This is a genomic window from Spirillospora albida (assembly GCF_000718255.1).
GTDB lineage: Bacteria > Actinomycetota > Actinomycetes > Streptosporangiales > Streptosporangiaceae > Spirillospora > Spirillospora albida.
Genome location: NZ_JOFJ01000026.1, coordinates 39,760 through 55,110, shown reverse-complemented (window position 1 = coordinate 55,110; position 15,351 = coordinate 39,760). Strand labels below are relative to the sequence as shown.

Genomic DNA, 15,351 nt, shown 5'->3' with positions numbered 1-15,351 from the left:
GACATGATCCGCACCCTGCTGGTCAGGGGCCTGCTGTACGGGCTCCTGGCCGGGTTCGCCGCGGGCGCGTTCGCGTTCGTCGTCGGCGAGCCCCACATCGACAAGGCGATCGCGCTCGAACAGGCGACCGCGTCCACCGAGGCCGGGCACTCCCACGGGGCCGGCCACTCCCATGGCGGCGGGAACGCCCACGAGCACGGTGAAGAGGTGGGCCGCGGCACGCAGAAGGCCGGGCTGTTCCTCGCCACCGCGCTCTACGGGCTCGCCGTCGGCGGCGTGTTCGCGCTCGCCTACGCCGGGCTGCGCGGCCGCGTCGGCCCGCGCTCGGACGGGGCGCTCGCCCTGGCCGCCGCCGCGACCGCGTTCACCGCCGTCATCCTCGTCCCGTTCCTGAAGTACCCGGCCAATCCCCCGGCCGTCGGGGACCCGGAGACCATCAACGACCGGACGGTCCTCTACCTCTCCATGATCGGGATCGGGCTGCTCGCCACCGCGATCGCGGTGACCGCCGGGCGGCGCGTTCCCGGCGGGCCGTGGGCGCGGTGGCCCGCCACCGCACTCGCGTTCGCGGTCCCGGTGACGGTCGCGATCGTGCTGCTGCCGTCCGTCGACGAGGTCCCGGACGGGTTCCCCGCCACGCTGCTGTGGGAGTTCCGGCTCACGTCCCTCGGCACGCAGGCGGTGTTCTGGGCCGTGTTCGGGACGCTGTTCGGCTGGGCCTGCGACCGGGCGGCGGGCCGCTCCCGGGGGGTCCCCGCTTGACCGCCGCGTACCCGTTCAGCGCCGTCGTCGGCCTGGACGACCTGAAGCTCGCCCTGCTCCTCAACGCCGTGTCGCCCCGCGTCGGCGGCGTGCTGGTGCGGGGCGAGAAGGGCACCGCGAAGTCGACGATCGTCCGGGCCCTGGCCGCCCAGCTGCCCGCGGTGGACACCGTGGCGGGCTGCCGGTTCGCCTGCGATCCGTCCGCGCCCGACGCCGCGTGCCCGGACGGCCCGCACGCCCCCGGCGACCCGGCCGGCCGGCGGCCCGCCGCGCTGGTGGAGCTGCCGGTCGGCGCGTCGGAGGACCGGCTCGCCGGCTCCCTCGACGTGGAGCGCGCCCTCACCGAGGGCGTGAAGGCGTTCGAACCGGGCCTGCTCGCCGCCGCGCACCGCGGCGTCCTGTACGTGGACGAGGTCAACCTGCTGCACGACCACCTCGTCGACCTGCTGCTGGACGCGGCGGCGTCCGGGGTGTGCCACGTGGAGCGGGAGTCGCTGTCGGTCCGGCACGCGGCCCGCTTCCTTCTGGTCGGCACCATGAACCCGGAGGAGGGGGAGCTGCGCCCGCAGCTCCTCGACCGGTTCGGCCTCACCGTCGAGGTCGCCGCGTCCCGCGATCCCCGCGAACGCGCGGAGGTCGTCCGCCGCCGCCTGGCGTTCGACGCCGACCCGTCCGGCTTCGCCGCCCGGTGGACCGCCGCCGAGGCCGTCCTCGCGGACCGAATCGCAGCGGCCCGCGACCGCCTCCCGGGCGTCCGCCTGCCGGACGCGCGGCTGGAGCAGATCGCGGCGGTGTGCGCCGGCTTCGAGGTGGACGGCCTGCGCGCCGACATCGTCACCGCCAACGGCGCCCTCGCCCACGCCGCCTGGCACGGCCGGGACGAGGTGACGGCGGAGGACGTCCGCGCCGCCGCCCGCCTGGCGCTCCCGCACCGCCGCCGCCGCGACCCGTTCGACGCCCCCGGCCTCGACGAGTCGCTCCTCGACGACCTCCTGCGGGACTCCGCCCCCGACGACGACCCGCCCCCGGACGGCGGCGGCGCCCGCCCCCCGTCCGGCGACGGACCGGATGACGGCGCCGGTACGGACGGCGGCGCGGACGGCGGCTCCGACACCGGTGATCAGACCCCCGCAGAGGGCGACGCCGGGGCCGGGCAGGACGACCGCGCCGGCCGGGATCGGCACGAGAGCGCGGGCGACGGCCGAGCCCCCGGCGGGGACGGCCCTCCGGGCCACGAGCCCGGCACGGGCGACGGGTCCGGGCGGGTGAGCGTCGCGGGGGTCGCCGCGCCGTACGCGGTGGCCCGGCTGGAGGTGCCCGGCGTGGGCGACGGCGCGGCGGGGCGGCGGTCCCGCGCCCGGACCGCGCGCGGGCGGGTCACGGGCGCGCGGCGACCCCGCGAGCAGGTCCGCGATCCGCACGTGGCGGCGACGCTGCTCGCCGCGGCCCCGCATCAGGGGGCGCGGGGCCGGTCCGGGCCCGGCCTGGTGCTGCGGCCGGGCGACCTGCGGGAGGCGGTCCGCGAAGGGCGCGAGGGGAACCTCGTGCTGTTCGTCGTGGACGCGAGCGGGTCGATGGCGGCGCGGCGGCGCATGACCACGGTGAAGACCGCCGTGCTGAGCCTTCTGCGGGACGCCTACCAGCGCCGCGACAAGGTCGGCCTCATCACGTTCCGGGGCCGGACGGCCGAGCTCGTGCTGCCCCCGACGTCGTCGGTGGAGGCGGGCGCGGCGCGGCTGAGGGCGCTGCCGACCGGCGGCCGGACGCCCCTGGCGGCGGGGCTGGTGCGGGCGGCCGAGGTGCTGCGCGCCGAGCGGCTCCGCGACCCGGCGCGGCGGCCCCTGCTGGTGGTCGTCACCGACGGCCGCGCCACCGCGGGCGGCGACGTCGGACGTGCCGCCGGGCTGCTCGCCGGGACGGCCGGGATCGTCGTCGACTGCGAGTCCGGGCCGGTGCGGCTCGGCCTCGCCGGCGACCTCGCGGTCCGGCTCGGCGCCCGGCTCGTCCCGCTCACGGATCTCGACGGAATCGTCCGCGACCACCGGAAGGCGGCCTGACATGCCCCAGGGACAGCCGGTCTCCGTCCCCGACGACGGCCTGACCACCCGGCAGCGCCGCACCCGGCCGCTGCTGATCGTCCACACCGGGCCCGGGAAGGGCAAGTCGACCGCCGCGTTCGGGATGGCGCTGCGCGCCTGGAACCAGGGCTGGCCGGTCGGCGTGTTCCAGTTCGTCAAGTCGGCGAAGTGGCGCATCGGCGAGGAGCGTGCGCTGCGGGTCCTCGGCGCGAGCGGCGAGGGCGGCCCGGTCGCCTGGCACAAGATGGGCGAGGGCTGGTCGTGGATCCAGCGGCCCGGTTCCGAGGAGGACCACGCCGCCGACGCCCGCGAGGGCTGGGAGCAGATCAAGCGCGACCTCGCCGCCGAGACGTACCGCTTCTACGTGCTGGACGAGTTCACCTACCCGATCAAGTGGGGATGGCTCGACCTGGACGACGTCGTCGCGACGCTGGCGTCCCGTCCGGGCTCCCAGCACGTCGTCGTCACCGGCCGGGACGCGCCGCGACGGCTGATCGAGGCCGCCGACCTGGTCACCGAGATGGGCAAGGTGAAGCACCCGATGGACGCGGGGCAGAAGGGGCAGCGGGGCATCGAGTGGTGATCCCCCGCCTCGTCGTCGCCGCGCCGTCGTCGGGCTGCGGGAAGACGACGGTCGCGACGGGCCTCATCGCCGCGCTGCGGGCGCGCGGCCTGGCCGTGTCCCCGCACAAGGTCGGGCCCGACTACATCGACCCCGGCTACCACGCGCTGGCCGCCGGCCGCCCCGGCCGCAACCTCGATCCCTGGCTGACCGGCGAGGACCGGATCGCGCCGCTGCTCCGGCATGGCGCCGCCGGGTGCGACGTCGCCGTGGTCGAGGGCGTGATGGGGCTGTTCGACGGGCGCGGCGACACCGGCTTCGCGTCCACCGCGCACATCGCGGCGCTGCTCGCGGCGCCGGTGGTGCTGGTGGTGGACGCGGCGCGGCAGAGCCGGTCGGTCGCCGCGCTGGTGCACGGCTTCGCGACGTTCGAGCCGGGCGTGCGGCTCGGCGGCGTCATCCTGAACCGGGTGGGGTCGCAGCGGCACGAGGAGCTGTGCCGGTCCGCGCTGGAGGCGACCGGCGTGCCGGTGCTGGGGGCGCTGCGCCGCGACGACGCGGTGGTGACGCCGTCGCGGCATCTCGGGCTGATCCCGGCGGCGGAGCGGGAGGCGGACGCGGTCGCGGCCGTCGAGCGCCTCGGCGCCCTGATCGCCCGCTCGTGCGACCTGGACGCCCTGCTGCGCCTCGCGTCGACCGCTCCCCCGCTGCCCGGCCCGTCCTGGGACGCGGCGGCGGAGATCGAGCGCGTCCGGGGCATCGGGGACGGCCGGGCCGAGGACGCCGCGCCGGTGCCCGCCCGGCCTGTGGTGGCGGTCGCCGGGGGGCCTGCGTTCACCTTCTCCTACGCGGAGCACGTCGAGTTGCTGCGGGCGGCGGGGGCCGACGTGGCGGTGTTCGATCCGCTGCGCGACGAGGCGCTGCCCGAGGGGGCGGCGGCGCTCGTGATCGGCGGCGGGTTCCCGGAGGTGCACGCCGCCGAACTGGCCGCGAACGAGCGGCTGCGGGCGGAGGTCGCGGCGTTCGGCGGGCCGATCGCGGCCGAGTGCGCGGGGCTCCTCTATCTCTGCGAGGAGCTGGACGGCCGGAAGATGTGCGGGCGGGTCCCGGGGCGGGCCCGCATGACGTCCCGCCTCACCCTCGGCTACCGGGATGCCGTGGCCGTCGATTCGTCACCCTTGACCCGTCCGGGCGAACGATTCCAGGGTCACGAGTTCCATCGGACGGCCCTCGACGGCGGCGGCCCGCCCCTGTTCCGGTGGCGGGACGGCGCCGACGGGTACGGCGACGCGCACGTCGCCGCGTCCTATCTGCACCTGCACTGGGCCGGGTACCCGGAGGCCGCTCAGCGGCTGGTGTCGTCCTCCAGGTCGCCCTCCGTCTTGAGGTAGACCTCCTGGAGGCCCCGCAGGACCGCGGGGTCGGGGTGCTCCCACATGCCGCGCTCGGCCGCCTCCAGGAGCCGCTCGGCGATGCCGTGCAGCGCCCACGGGTTCGACTTCGCCATGAAGGAGCGGTTCTCCTCGTCCAGGACGTAGGTCTCGGTGAGCTTGTCGTACATCCAGTCGGCCATCACGCCGGTCGTGGCGTCGTAGCCGAAGAGGTAGTCGACGGTCGCGGCCAGCTCGAACGCGCCCTTGTAGCCGTGCCGCCGCATCGCCGCGAGCCAGTTCGGGTTGACGACCCGGGCCCGGAAGATCCGCGAGGTCTCCTCCGAGAGCGTGCGGGTGCGGACCGCGTCCGGCCGGGTGCTGTCGCCGACGTACGCCTCGGGCGCCTTCCCGGTCAAAGCGCGGACGGTCGCGACCATCCCGCCGTGGTACTGGAAGTAGTCGTCGGAGTCGGCGATGTCGTGCTCGCGGGTGTCGATGTTCTTCGCGGCGACCGCGATCCGCCGGTAGGCGCTCTCCATGTCGGCGCGGGCCGGGACGCCGTCGAGGTCGCGGCCGTAGGCGTGGCCGCCCCAGACGGCGTAGACCTCGGCGAGGTCGGCGTCGTCCCGCCAGTTGCGGCTGTCGATGAGCGGCAGCAGGCCCGCCCCGTACGCGCCGGGCGCGGACCCGAAGACGCGGAGGGTGGCGCGCCGCCCGTCCCCGTGCCGCGCCTCGTCGGCCCGGACGTGGGCGCGGACGTAGTTGTCCTCGTCGGGTTCGTCCAGGCCGGCGACGAGCCGGACGGCGTCGTCCAGCATCGCGACGACGTGCGGGAACGCGTCCCGGAAGAAGCCGCTGATGCGGACCGTCACGTCGACGCGGGGGCGGCCAAGCTCCGCGACCGGGACCGGGTCGAGGGCGGTGACGCGGCGGGACGCCTCGTCCCAGCGGGGCCGGACGCCGAGCAGCGCGAGGACCTCCGCGACGTCGTCCCCGGCCGTGCGCATCGCGCTGGTCCCCCACACCGACAGGCCCACCGAGCGCGGCCACGCGCCGTGGTCGGCGCGGTAGCGCTCGAGCAGCGAGTCCGCCATCGCCTGCCCGGTCTCCCACGCGAGGCGGCTCGGGACGGCGCGCGGGTCCACGGAGTAGAAGTTGCGGCCGGTCGGCAGGACGTTGATGAGGCCCCGCAGCGGCGACCCGCTCGGCCCCGCCGGGACGTATCCCCCGCCGAGGGCGTGCAGGACGTGGTCGAGCTCGTCGGTCGTCCGGGCCAGGCGCGGGACGACCTCCGCCGCGGCGAACGCGAGCACCGCCTCGACGGCGTCGCGCCGCTCCGCCGGGACCCGCAGGGCGGCGCGGGCCGCCGCGTCCGCCGCCCAGCCCGCGTCCTCCATCGCCTGGACGAGGTCGCGCGCGGCGGCCTCGGCGGCGTCGACCTCGCCGAGGGCCGCGGACCCGTCCTCGCGGAGCCCGAGGGCCTCCCGCAGGCCGGGCAGCGTCTCCCGGCCGGCCCACATCTGCCGCGCCCGCAGCATCGCGAGGACCAGGTCGACGCGGTTGCGGCCTTCCGGGGCGGCGCCGAGGACGTGCAGGCCGTCGCGGATCTGCGCGTCCTTCACCTCGCACAGCCAGCCGTCGACGTGCAGGAGGAAGTCGTCGAACTCGGTGTCGTGCGGACGGTCGTCCAGCCCGAGGTCGTGGTCGAGCTTCGCGGCCTGGATCAGCGTCCAGATCTGCGCGCGGATCGCGGGCAGCTTCGCCGGGTCCATCGCGGCGATCGTGGCGTGCTCGTCGAGGAGCTGCTCCAGCCGGGAGATGTCGCCGTAGGTCTCGGCGCGCGCCATCGGCGGCACCATGTGGTCGACGAGGACGGCGTGCGCGCGCCGCTTCGCCTGCGTCCCCTCGCCGGGGTCGTTGACGAGGAACGGGTAGATCAGCGGGACGTCGCCGAGCGCCGCGTCGGTGCCGCAGGACGCCGACATGCCCGCCGCCTTGCCGGGCAGCCACTCGAGGTTGCCGTGCTTGCCGACGTGCACGATCGCGTGCGCGCCGAACTCGTCCGACAGCCACCGGTACGCGGCGAGGTAGTGGTGGCTGGGCGGCAGGTCGGGGTCGTGGTAGATCGCTATGGGGTTCTGCCCGAAGCCGCGCGGCGGCTGCACCATGACGACCACGTTCCCGGCGCGCAGGGCGGCGAGGACGATGTCGCCGTCCTGGACGAACAGCTCGCCGGGCGGCGGCCCCCAGTGCCGCTCCATCGCCTCGCGCAGGTCGGCGGGCAGGGTGGCGAACCAGCGCCCGTACGCCTCGGCGGAGATCCGGACGGGGTTGCCCGCGAGCTGCTCCTCGGTGAGCCAGTCCTCGTCCTGGCCGCCCACCGCGATGAGCGCGTGGATGAGCGCGTCGCCGTCGCCCTCCGCGACGCCGGGGAAGCCGTCGCCGAGGTCGTATCCGGCCTCCGCGAGCCGGGACAGGAGCGTCACCGTGCTCGCCGGGGTGTCGAGCCCGACCGCGTTCCCGACGCGCGAGTGCTTCGTCGGGTACGCCGACAGCATCACGACGACGCGGCGGTCCCCGGGCGGGGTGTGCCGGAGCCGGCCGTGCCGGACGGCGATGCCCGCGACGCGCGCCGCCCGCTCCGGGTCGGCCGCGTAGACGGTGAGGCCGTCGGCGTCGATCTCCTTGAACGAGAACGGGACCGCGATGATGCGCCCGTCGAACTCGGGGATCGCGACCTGCGACGCGGCGTCCAGGGGGGACAGCCCGTCGTCGCTGCCCTCCCAGGCGTCCCGGCTCGTGGTCAGGCACAGCCCCTGCAGGATCGGGACGTCCAGTTCGGCGAGGGCGCCCACGTCCCACGCCTCGTCGTCGCCGCCGGCCCCGGCCGTGGCCGGCCGCGACCCGCCCGCCGCGAGGACGGTCACGACCAGCGCGTCGCACTCCCGCAGCGTCGCGAGCAGCTCGGGCTCGGCGGTGCGCAGCGACGAGCAGAACACCGGCAGCGGCCGGCCGCCCGCGTCCTCGACGGCGGCGCAGAGCGTCTCGACGAAGCCGGTGTTCCCCGCCATGTGGTGCGCCCGGTAGTACAGGACGCCGATCACGGGGCCCTGGACGGGCCGCGCGTCCCGCTCCAGCCGGCCCCATGTCGGCGTGGCCGCGGGCGGCGCGAAGCCGAACCCGGTGAGCAGCACCGTGTCGGACAGGAACGCGTGCAGCTCCCGCAGGTTCGCGGGGCCGCCGTGCGCGAGGTAGGCGTGCGCGTCGGCGCAGACGCCCCCGCTGACGGTCGACAGCTCCATCAGCTCGGCGTCCGGGGCCTGCTCGCCGCCGAGCACCACCACGGGGCGCGGCCCGGCGAGGAGCGCGTCGAGCCCGTCCTCCCAGGCCCGGCGCCCGCCGAGCAGCCGCACCACGACGAGGTCGGTGCCCTCGGCCAGCGCGGGCAGGTCGCCCGCGGTGAGGCGGGAGGGGTTCCCCAGGCGGTACGCGGCCCCGGACGCGCGGGCGCTCAGCAGATCGGTGTCGGACGTCGAGAGCAGCAGAACGGTGCGCGTCCGAGCGGGCGTGTCAGCAGGCACGGGTGGTCCTCCCCTGGGGTCCTCGCCCCGGTCGCGGGTGTCACGACGGCAGGAGTCTCCTGGCTCCCGGATCGACGCTCGCCCCGGCCTTCCCGCGTGCCCTCAACGGGCCGGACAGTGGCCTTCGGCGGGGTTCGCTCCCCGGTCACAGTGGCGGGACCGCGCCGGATTCACACCGGCTTCCTCCCTTTGCCATCGCCTCGGGAGCAGCCTACGGCAGCGCGGCCCCGGCGCAAACTGTGGTTAACATCCTCCTCGTGCCGAATGTCAACGCGGCGGGACGGCCGCGTGCCGACGCCTGCCCCGGAACCCTCCAGACGCATACCGCCGCCGACGGCGCCCTCGCCCGCGTCCGCACCCCGGGCGGCGCGCTGACCGCCGCGCGGCTGCGGGTCCTCGGCGCCGCCGCGCGGGAGCTCGGCACCGACGTGATCGAACTCACGTCGCGCGCCAACGTGCAGCTGCGCGGCGTGCGGGATCCGGCCGGGCTGGCGCGCCGCGCGGCGGCCGCCGGGCTGCTTCCGTCACCGGCCCACGAGCGGGTGCGCAACATCGCCGCGTCGCCTCTGGGAGGCCGGGGGGAGCACGGCGTCCTGGCCACGGACGGCCTGGTCACGGCCCTGGACGAGGCGCTGTGCGCCGACCCGGCGCTCGCCGCCCTGCCGGGCCGGTTCCTGTTCGCCTTCGACGACGGCACGGGTGACATCACCCCGGTGGAGGCGGACGTCACCGCGACACCGTCGGGGCTGAGGCTCGCGGGCCGGGACCTGGACCTGCCGGTTCCGGACCCGGTGGCGGCCATGCTCGCGGCGGCCGGGGCGTTCCTCGGCGTCCGCGGCACGGAATGGCGCCTCGCGGAGGTCCCGGACGGTCCCGGGCGCGTCGCCCGGCACCTCGGCGGCACCCTCCTGGAGACCCCGCCCGCAGCCCCCCGGCCCCCGCGCGCCGGCGTGATCGAGCAGCGCGACGGGCGGGTCGCGCTGGAGGCCGTCCCGCCGCTCGGCCGCATGTCGGGCGCGCAGCTGGAGGCCCTCGCGGACGTCGCGGACGAGGTGCGGTTCACCCCGTGGCGGAGCGTCGTCCTGCGCGACCTGGCGCGGGACGAGGCGGGAGGCGTCGCGGCGCGGCTGGCGGCGGCCGGGTTCGCCACCGAGGCGTCCTCGCCGTGGGTCGGGGTGTCGGCGTGCACGGGCAGCCCCGGCTGCGCGAGGTCGCGGGCCGACGTCCAGGCCGAGGCGCGGGCCTGGGTGGCCGGGCTGGACGGGCCACCGGACGTCCCCGTCCACTGGGCGGGCTGTGAACGACGCTGCGGGACGCCCCGCGGCCCGGTCGTCCTGCGGACGGCCGGAACGGCGACGGAGGAACGGCAGTGATCGATTACGTGCGGGACGGCGCCGAGATCTACCGGCGGTCGTTCGCCACCATCCGCGCCGAGACGGATCTGGCGGGCCTGCCGCCGGACGTGGCGCGCGTCGCCGTCCGGATGATCCACGCGTGCGGGATGACGGACCTGGTGAAGGACCTGGCGTACGCGCCGGGGGTGGTGGAGCGGGCGCGGGCGGCGCTGCTGGCGGGCGCGCCCGTGCTGTGCGACGCGCAGATGGTCGCGTCCGGCATCACCCGCGGGCGGCTGCCCGCCGGCAACGAGATCGTGTGCACGCTGGGCGACCCCGGCGTCCCGGAGCTGGCGGAACGGCTCGGGACCACGCGCAGCGCGGCGGCGCTCGACCGGTGGCTGGACCGCCTCGGCGGCGCCGTCGTCGCGATCGGGAACGCGCCGACCTCGCTGTTCCGGCTGCTGGAGCTCGTCGAGGCGGGCGCGCCGCGCCCGGCGGCGGTGCTCGGGATCCCGGTCGGGTTCATCGGGGCGGCGGAGTCCAAGGACGCGCTCGCCGCGAGCGACCTGCCGCACCTGGTGGTGCGGGGGCGGCGCGGCGGCAGCGCGATGACGGCGGCGGCGGTCAACGCCATCGCGAGTGAGGCGGAGTGATGTCGGGACGGCTGTACGGGGTGGGCGTCGGGCCCGGCGACCCCGAACTGGTGACGGTGAAGACCGCGCGGCTCATCGCGGAGGCGGACGTGGTCGCGTACCACTCCGCCCGCCACGGCCGCAGCATCGCGCGCCGGATCGCCGCGCCCTACCTGCGGGAGGGGCAGGTCGAGGAACCGCTCGTCTACCCCGTGACGACGGAGACGACCGGCCATCCCGGCGGCTACCAGGGCGCGCTGGACGACTTCTACGCCGACTGCGCCGCCCGCCTCGCCGAGCACCTGGACGCGGGCCGCACGGTCGTCGTGCTGAGCGAGGGCGATCCGCTGTTCTACGGGTCGTACATGCACCTCCACAAGCGGCTGGCGCCCCACTACCCGACGGAGGTCGTCCCGGGGGTGACGTCGCTGAGCGCGGCGTCGGCCGCCGCCGGGCTCCCGCTGGTGGAGCGCGACGAGGTCCTGACCGTCCTGCCGGGGACGCTGCCGGCCGACGAGCTGGCGCGGCGGCTCCGGGACACCGACGCCGCCGCCGTCCTCAAGCTCGGCCGGACGTTCCCCAAGGTCAGGCAGGCCCTCGACGACGCCGGCCGGCTGGCGGACGCGCACTACGTGGAGCGCGCCGCCTCCGACGCGGAACGGGTGCTGCCGCTGGGCGAGGTCGACCCGGCGGACGTCCCGTACATGTCCCTCGCCCTGCTGACGAGCCCCGCCGGCACGTCGTTCACCGCGCCCGCGCCGGCCCGCCCGGACGGCGAGGGCTCCGTCGCGGTCGTCGGCCTCGGACCGGCGGGACGCCCCTGGCTGACCCCGGAGGCGCAGGACGCCCTCGCCGCCGCGACCGACCTCGTCGGCTACGGACCCTACGTGGACCGGGTGCCGCCGAATGCGCGCCAGCGGCGCCACGTGTCCGGGAACCGGGTCGAGGCCGACCGCGCGCGGCACGCCCTCAAGCTGGCGCGGGACGGGGCGCGCGTCGCGGTCGTCTCCTCCGGCGACCCGGGGGTGTTCGCCATGGCGACGGCCGTCCTCGAGGTCGCCGACGAGGAGGAGTTCGCCGACGTCCCGGTGCGGGTCGTCCCCGGCCTGACCGCCGCGCAGGCCGTCGCGAGCAGGGCGGGCGCGCCCCTCGGGCACGACTTCTGCGTGCTGTCGCTGTCGGACATCCTCAAGCCGTGGGAGGCGGTCGCGCGCCGCATCACCGCCGCCGCGGAGGCCGACCTGGTCATGGCGTTCTACAACCCGTCGTCCAGCCGCCGGAAGTGGCAGCTCCCCGCGGCCCGCGACCTGCTGCTGGAGCACCGCTCCCCCGACACCCCCGTCGTCATCGGACGCGACGTCGGTGGCCCCGAGGAGAGCGTCACGGTGACGACGCTCGGCGACCTCGACCCCGAGCGGGTCGACATGCGGTGCCTGCTCATCGTCGGGTCGTCCGCGACCCGCGTCACCGACCGCGGCGTGGTCTACACGCCCCGCCGCTACCCCTGAGCCCAGGCGGCCGCCTCGGCGGGATCGCCCGTCGCCCGGACGCCGTCCGGCAGCGGCGGGCGGTCGACCATGACGACGGCCAGCCCGTCCTCGCGGGCGGCGGTGAGCTTCGCGCGGGTCATGGCGCCGCCGCTGTCCTTGGTGACCAGGACGTCCAGGCGGTGCTCGTCGATCAGCGCGCGCTCACCGTCGATCGTGTAGGGGCCGCGCGCCAGGAGGACGTGCACGTTGCCCGGGACGGGCGGCTCGGGCGGGTCGACGGAGCGGGCGAGGAACCAGGCGTCGGTCCTCTCCGCGAACACGGGGATGCTGCGGCGTCCGGTCGTGAGGAACACGCGCGCGCCCGGCGGCAGGGACGCGGCGGCCTCCGGGAGAGACGAGACCCTCTGCCAGCCGTCGTCCGCATCCCAGCCGGGACGACGCAATGCGAGGAGCGGCACGCCGGTCAGCGCCGAGGCCCGCGCCGCCGACGCGCTCATCCGCTCCGCGAACGGGTGGGTGGCGTCCACGAACCGGTCGACGCGGTGCTCGCGGAGCCACGCGGCGAGCCCGTCGGCGCCGCCGAACCCGCCGATGCGCACCTCTCCCTCGGGCAGGCGCGGGTCGGTGACGCGCCCCGCGAGGGACGACACGACGCGCAGGCCGGGGACGCCGGCGAGGAGGGCGGCCAGCGCCCGCGCCTCGGCCGTCCCGCCGAGGATCAGGACGCGCCGCACGGCCGGTCCCGGTCGGAGCTGTAGAGGTGGCTGTCGGGGAACGCCGACGCGGTCAGCACCCGGCCCACGACGATCACAGCGGTGCGCTTCACGCCCGCGTCCTCCACCAGCCCGGCGATGTCGTCGAGCGTCCCGCGCAGGATCACCTCGTCGGGGCGGCTCGCGCGGGCGACCACCGCCACCGGGCAGTCGGCGCCGTAGCGCGGGACCAGCTCCGCCGCGACCTCCCCGATCCGCTGGACGGCGAGGTGCAGCACCATCGTGGCGCCGCTCGCGCCGAGCGTCGCGAGGTCCTCGCCGGGCGGCATGGGCGTGGCGCGCACGGCCGTCCGGGTGAGGATCACGGTCTGGCCGACGCCCGGCACGGTCAGCTCCCGGCCGAGCGACGCCGCCGCCGCCGCGAACGCCGGGACGCCCGGCACGACCTCGTACGGGACGCCCGCCGCGTCGAGCCGCCGCATCTGCTCGGCGACCGCGCTGAACACCGACGGGTCTCCCGAGTGCAGCCGCGCCACGTCCCGCCCGGCCTCGTGCGCCGCGACGAGCTCGGCGACGATCTCGTCCAGGGTCAAGTTCGCGGTGTCGACCAGGCGGGCGCCGGGCGGGCAGGCGTCCAGCAGCTCGCGCGGGACGAGCGACCCCGCGTACAGGCACACGGGCGCGGCCTCCAGGACGCGGAGCCCCCGCACGGTGACGAGGTCGGCGGCGCCGGGGCCGGCCCCGACGAAGAAGACGGTCAAGGGGCGTCCTTTCGAACGGTCCAGAGGGTGACGGTCATGGCGGGGCGCCAGGCGGTGAACCCGCCGAGCGGCGCGGCGCGCTCGATCCCGACGCGGACGAGATCGCCGCCGCGCGTCCGGCGGCCCTCCGCGACCTTCACCTCGGATTCGAGGGTGACGGCGGCGGCGACCAGCCGCCCGCCGGGCTTGAGGGCGTCCCAGCAGCGCTCCAGGACGCCGGGCGAGGTGAGGCCGCCGCCGATGAACACCGCGTCGGGTTCCGGCAGGCCGCCGAGGGCGCCGGGCGCCCGCCCGGCCACGACCTCCACGGCCGCCGGGACACCGAGCGCCGCCGCGTTCGACCCGATCCGCGCCACGCGCTCGGGGTGGCTCTCGACCGCGACGGCCCGGCACGACGGATGCGCCCGCGCCCACTCGATCGCGATGCTCCCGGCCCCGGCGCCCACGTCCCAGAGCAGCTCGCCCGGCAGCGGCCCGAGCCGCGACAGCGTCACCGCGCGGACCTCGCTCTTGGTCAGCTGCCCGTCATGCTCGAACACGTCGTCGGGCAGCCCCGGCGTCCGGGGAAGGACCACCGCGCCGGGGCCGGGCAGGCACTCGACGGCGACGATGTTCAGCGCGGAGTCCGCCTCGTCCGTCCACTCCCCGGCGACGCCGTCCCGCAGCACCTCGGTCCCGGCGCCCAGATCGGACAGGACGGTCATCCGGCTCGGCCCGAATCCGCGTCCGGCCAGCAGCGCCGCGACGACCGCGGGGGCCTCGCGTCCCGAACCGAGCACGAGGACCCGCCGCCCTGGGGCGACGACCGCGTTCAGGGTTCCCGCCGGACGCCCGACCAGGCTCACGACATCGACGTCCTCGGAAGGCCACCCGAGCCGCGCGCACGCCAGCGACACCGACGACGGATGCGGCAGGACCCTCACCCGCCCGGAGCCGGCCAGCCGCACCAGCGTCGACCCGATCCCGTAGAACATGGGGTCGCCGCTGGCCAGCACGACGATCCGGCGCCCCGCATGCTTCTCGATCAGCCCCGGCAGTGCGGGCACCAGCGGCGACGGCCACGCGACGCGCTCCGCGCCGCCCGGCACAAGATCGAGCTGCCTGCGGCCGCCGAGCAGCACGTCCGCCTCGGCGATCGCCGCGCGCGAGGCGGCCGGGAGCCCGTCCCACCCGTCCGCGCCGATCCCCACGACGGTGATGACACGAGCGTCCACGGGCCTCCTCAGGTGAAATGCGACGACAACCCTATCCCTGCCCTTCTGGCAGAATCCTCCGGGTGAAGCGGCTTCTGATCATCGGCATCGGCGCGGGCGACCCCGACCACCTGACGTTCCAGGCCGCGAAGGCCATCGCCGCCGCCGACGCGTTCCTGCTGGTGGACAAGGGCACGGCGAAGAGCGACCTGTCCCGCCTGCGGCACGACATGATCGCCGCGCACGGCACCCCCCCGTACCGGATCGTCGAGGAGGACGACCCCGAACGCGACCGCACCACCCCCGCCTACACGGCCGCCGTCGAGACGTGGCGGTCCCGCCGCGCCGAGATCTACGAGCGGTTCGTCCGGGACGAGCTGGCCGACGGCGAGACCGGCGCCCTGCTCGTCTGGGGCGACCCGGGCGTCTACGACAGCACCCTCGCCGCCCTCGCCGAGATCGACGCCGAGTTCGAGCACGAGGTGATCCCCGGCATCACGAGCATCGCGGCGCTCACGGCCCGCCACCGCGTCGGCCTGACCCGCGTCGGACGCCCCGTCCACATCACGACGGGCCGCCGCCTCGCCGCCGAGGGCCCCACCGCCGACGACGTCCTCGTCATGCTGGACGCCCACAACTCGTTCGCCGGCGCGGCGCCCGGCCACCACATCTACTGGGGCGCCTACCTGGGCACCCCCGACGAGATCCTGATCTCCGGCCCGGTCTCGGAGGTCGCCGACGACATCCGCGCCGCCCGCGCCGACGCCCGAGCCCGCAAGGGCTGGATCATGGACACCTACCTCCTCCGCCGCGAGGACTGAGCCGCCGAACACTGCAGGATCCAGTTGCTTTAATTGCTTCTACTGCAC

General features: G+C 76.4%; 12 protein-coding genes and 1 riboswitch. Of the genes, 8 read left to right on the top strand and 4 right to left on the bottom strand.

Annotation, left to right across the window (positions count from 1 at the left end):
- Positions 1–3 precede the first annotated feature (3 nt).
- From IE99_RS0126340 to IE99_RS0126325, 4 genes are read left to right on the top strand one after another with little or no spacing between them, the layout of a single operon-like run.
- Positions 4–762, top strand: coding sequence for a CbtA family protein (locus IE99_RS0126340; RefSeq protein WP_030176572.1), 759 nt, complete (start codon positions 4–6; stop codon positions 760–762).
- On the top strand, positions 759–2,819 hold the full coding sequence (locus IE99_RS0126335) for a VWA domain-containing protein (RefSeq protein WP_030176569.1): 2,061 nt from the start codon (positions 759–761) through the stop codon (positions 2,817–2,819). The genes IE99_RS0126340 and IE99_RS0126335 overlap by 4 nt, the downstream gene beginning before the upstream one ends.
- Position 2,820: 1 nt before the next feature.
- Positions 2,821–3,423, top strand: coding sequence for a cob(I)yrinic acid a,c-diamide adenosyltransferase (gene cobO, locus IE99_RS0126330; protein ID WP_030176566.1), 603 nt, complete (start codon positions 2,821–2,823; stop codon positions 3,421–3,423).
- Positions 3,420–4,793: a cobyrinic acid a,c-diamide synthase CobB gene (locus tag IE99_RS0126325; RefSeq protein ID WP_211258934.1), complete on the top strand. Its 1,374-nt coding sequence runs from the start codon at positions 3,420–3,422 to the stop codon at positions 4,791–4,793. Before cobO ends, IE99_RS0126325 begins: the two co-directional genes overlap by 4 nt.
- Here the strand turns inward: IE99_RS0126325 and cobN are convergent.
- Entirely contained in the window at positions 4,748–8,356 is a 3,609-nt protein-coding gene (gene cobN / locus IE99_RS0126320) for a cobaltochelatase subunit CobN (protein WP_051713291.1), read from the bottom strand. The two genes, IE99_RS0126325 and cobN, sit on opposite strands and share 46 nt — an antisense overlap.
- Positions 8,357–8,409: 53 nt before the next feature.
- A riboswitch (cobalamin riboswitch) is annotated at positions 8,410–8,541 on the bottom strand.
- 72 nt (positions 8,542–8,613) lie between these two features.
- On the opposite strand from cobN, the gene IE99_RS0126315 reads away from it, so the two are divergent.
- From IE99_RS0126315 to IE99_RS0126305, 3 genes are read left to right on the top strand one after another with little or no spacing between them, the layout of a single operon-like run.
- A complete protein-coding gene (locus IE99_RS0126315) occupies positions 8,614–9,729 on the top strand; it encodes a hypothetical protein (protein WP_030176560.1) in 1,116 nt (371 codons plus the stop codon).
- Positions 9,726–10,346: a precorrin-8X methylmutase gene (locus tag IE99_RS0126310; RefSeq protein WP_030176557.1), complete on the top strand. Its 621-nt coding sequence runs from the start codon at positions 9,726–9,728 to the stop codon at positions 10,344–10,346. The genes IE99_RS0126315 and IE99_RS0126310 overlap by 4 nt, the downstream gene beginning before the upstream one ends.
- The gene (locus tag IE99_RS0126305) at positions 10,346–11,833 is read left to right on the top strand and encodes a precorrin-2 C(20)-methyltransferase (RefSeq protein ID WP_030176554.1); all 1,488 of its coding nucleotides are present in this window, start codon (positions 10,346–10,348) and stop codon (positions 11,831–11,833) included. Before IE99_RS0126310 ends, IE99_RS0126305 begins: the two co-directional genes overlap by 1 nt.
- On the opposite strand, the gene IE99_RS0126300 is transcribed toward IE99_RS0126305, so the two are convergent.
- Genes IE99_RS0126300 through IE99_RS0126290 form a run of 3 tightly spaced genes read right to left on the bottom strand, consistent with a single transcriptional unit; the run spans position 11,824 to position 14,503 of the window.
- Entirely contained in the window at positions 11,824–12,549 is a 726-nt protein-coding gene (locus IE99_RS0126300; RefSeq protein WP_030176552.1) for a cobalt-precorrin-6A reductase, read from the bottom strand. The two genes, IE99_RS0126305 and IE99_RS0126300, sit on opposite strands and share 10 nt — an antisense overlap.
- Positions 12,534–13,289, bottom strand: coding sequence for a precorrin-4 C(11)-methyltransferase (gene cobM, locus IE99_RS0126295; protein ID WP_030176550.1), 756 nt, complete (start codon positions 13,287–13,289; stop codon positions 12,534–12,536). The genes IE99_RS0126300 and cobM overlap by 16 nt, the downstream gene beginning before the upstream one ends.
- Positions 13,286–14,503 (bottom strand): bifunctional cobalt-precorrin-7 (C(5))-methyltransferase/cobalt-precorrin-6B (C(15))-methyltransferase, encoded by a 1,218-nt coding sequence (locus tag IE99_RS0126290; protein ID WP_037560118.1) that lies wholly within the window; start codon positions 14,501–14,503, stop codon positions 13,286–13,288. Before IE99_RS0126290 ends, cobM begins: the two co-directional genes overlap by 4 nt.
- Before the next feature lie 62 nt (positions 14,504–14,565).
- On the opposite strand from IE99_RS0126290, the gene cobF reads away from it, so the two are divergent.
- Positions 14,566–15,303, top strand: coding sequence for a precorrin-6A synthase (deacetylating) (gene cobF / locus IE99_RS0126285; RefSeq protein WP_030176547.1), 738 nt, complete (start codon positions 14,566–14,568; stop codon positions 15,301–15,303).
- Positions 15,304–15,351: the final 48 nt, after the last annotated feature.

Coding starts and splice junctions, on each gene's coding strand:
- cobO (WP_030176566.1), top strand. CDS start 2,821: ATGCCCCAGGGACAGCCGGTCTCCGTCCCCGACGACGGCCTGACCACC.
- IE99_RS0126305 (WP_030176554.1), top strand. CDS start 10,346: ATGTCGGGACGGCTGTACGGGGTGGGCGTCGGGCCCGGCGACCCCGAA.
- IE99_RS0126340 (WP_030176572.1), top strand. CDS start 4: ATGATCCGCACCCTGCTGGTCAGGGGCCTGCTGTACGGGCTCCTGGCC.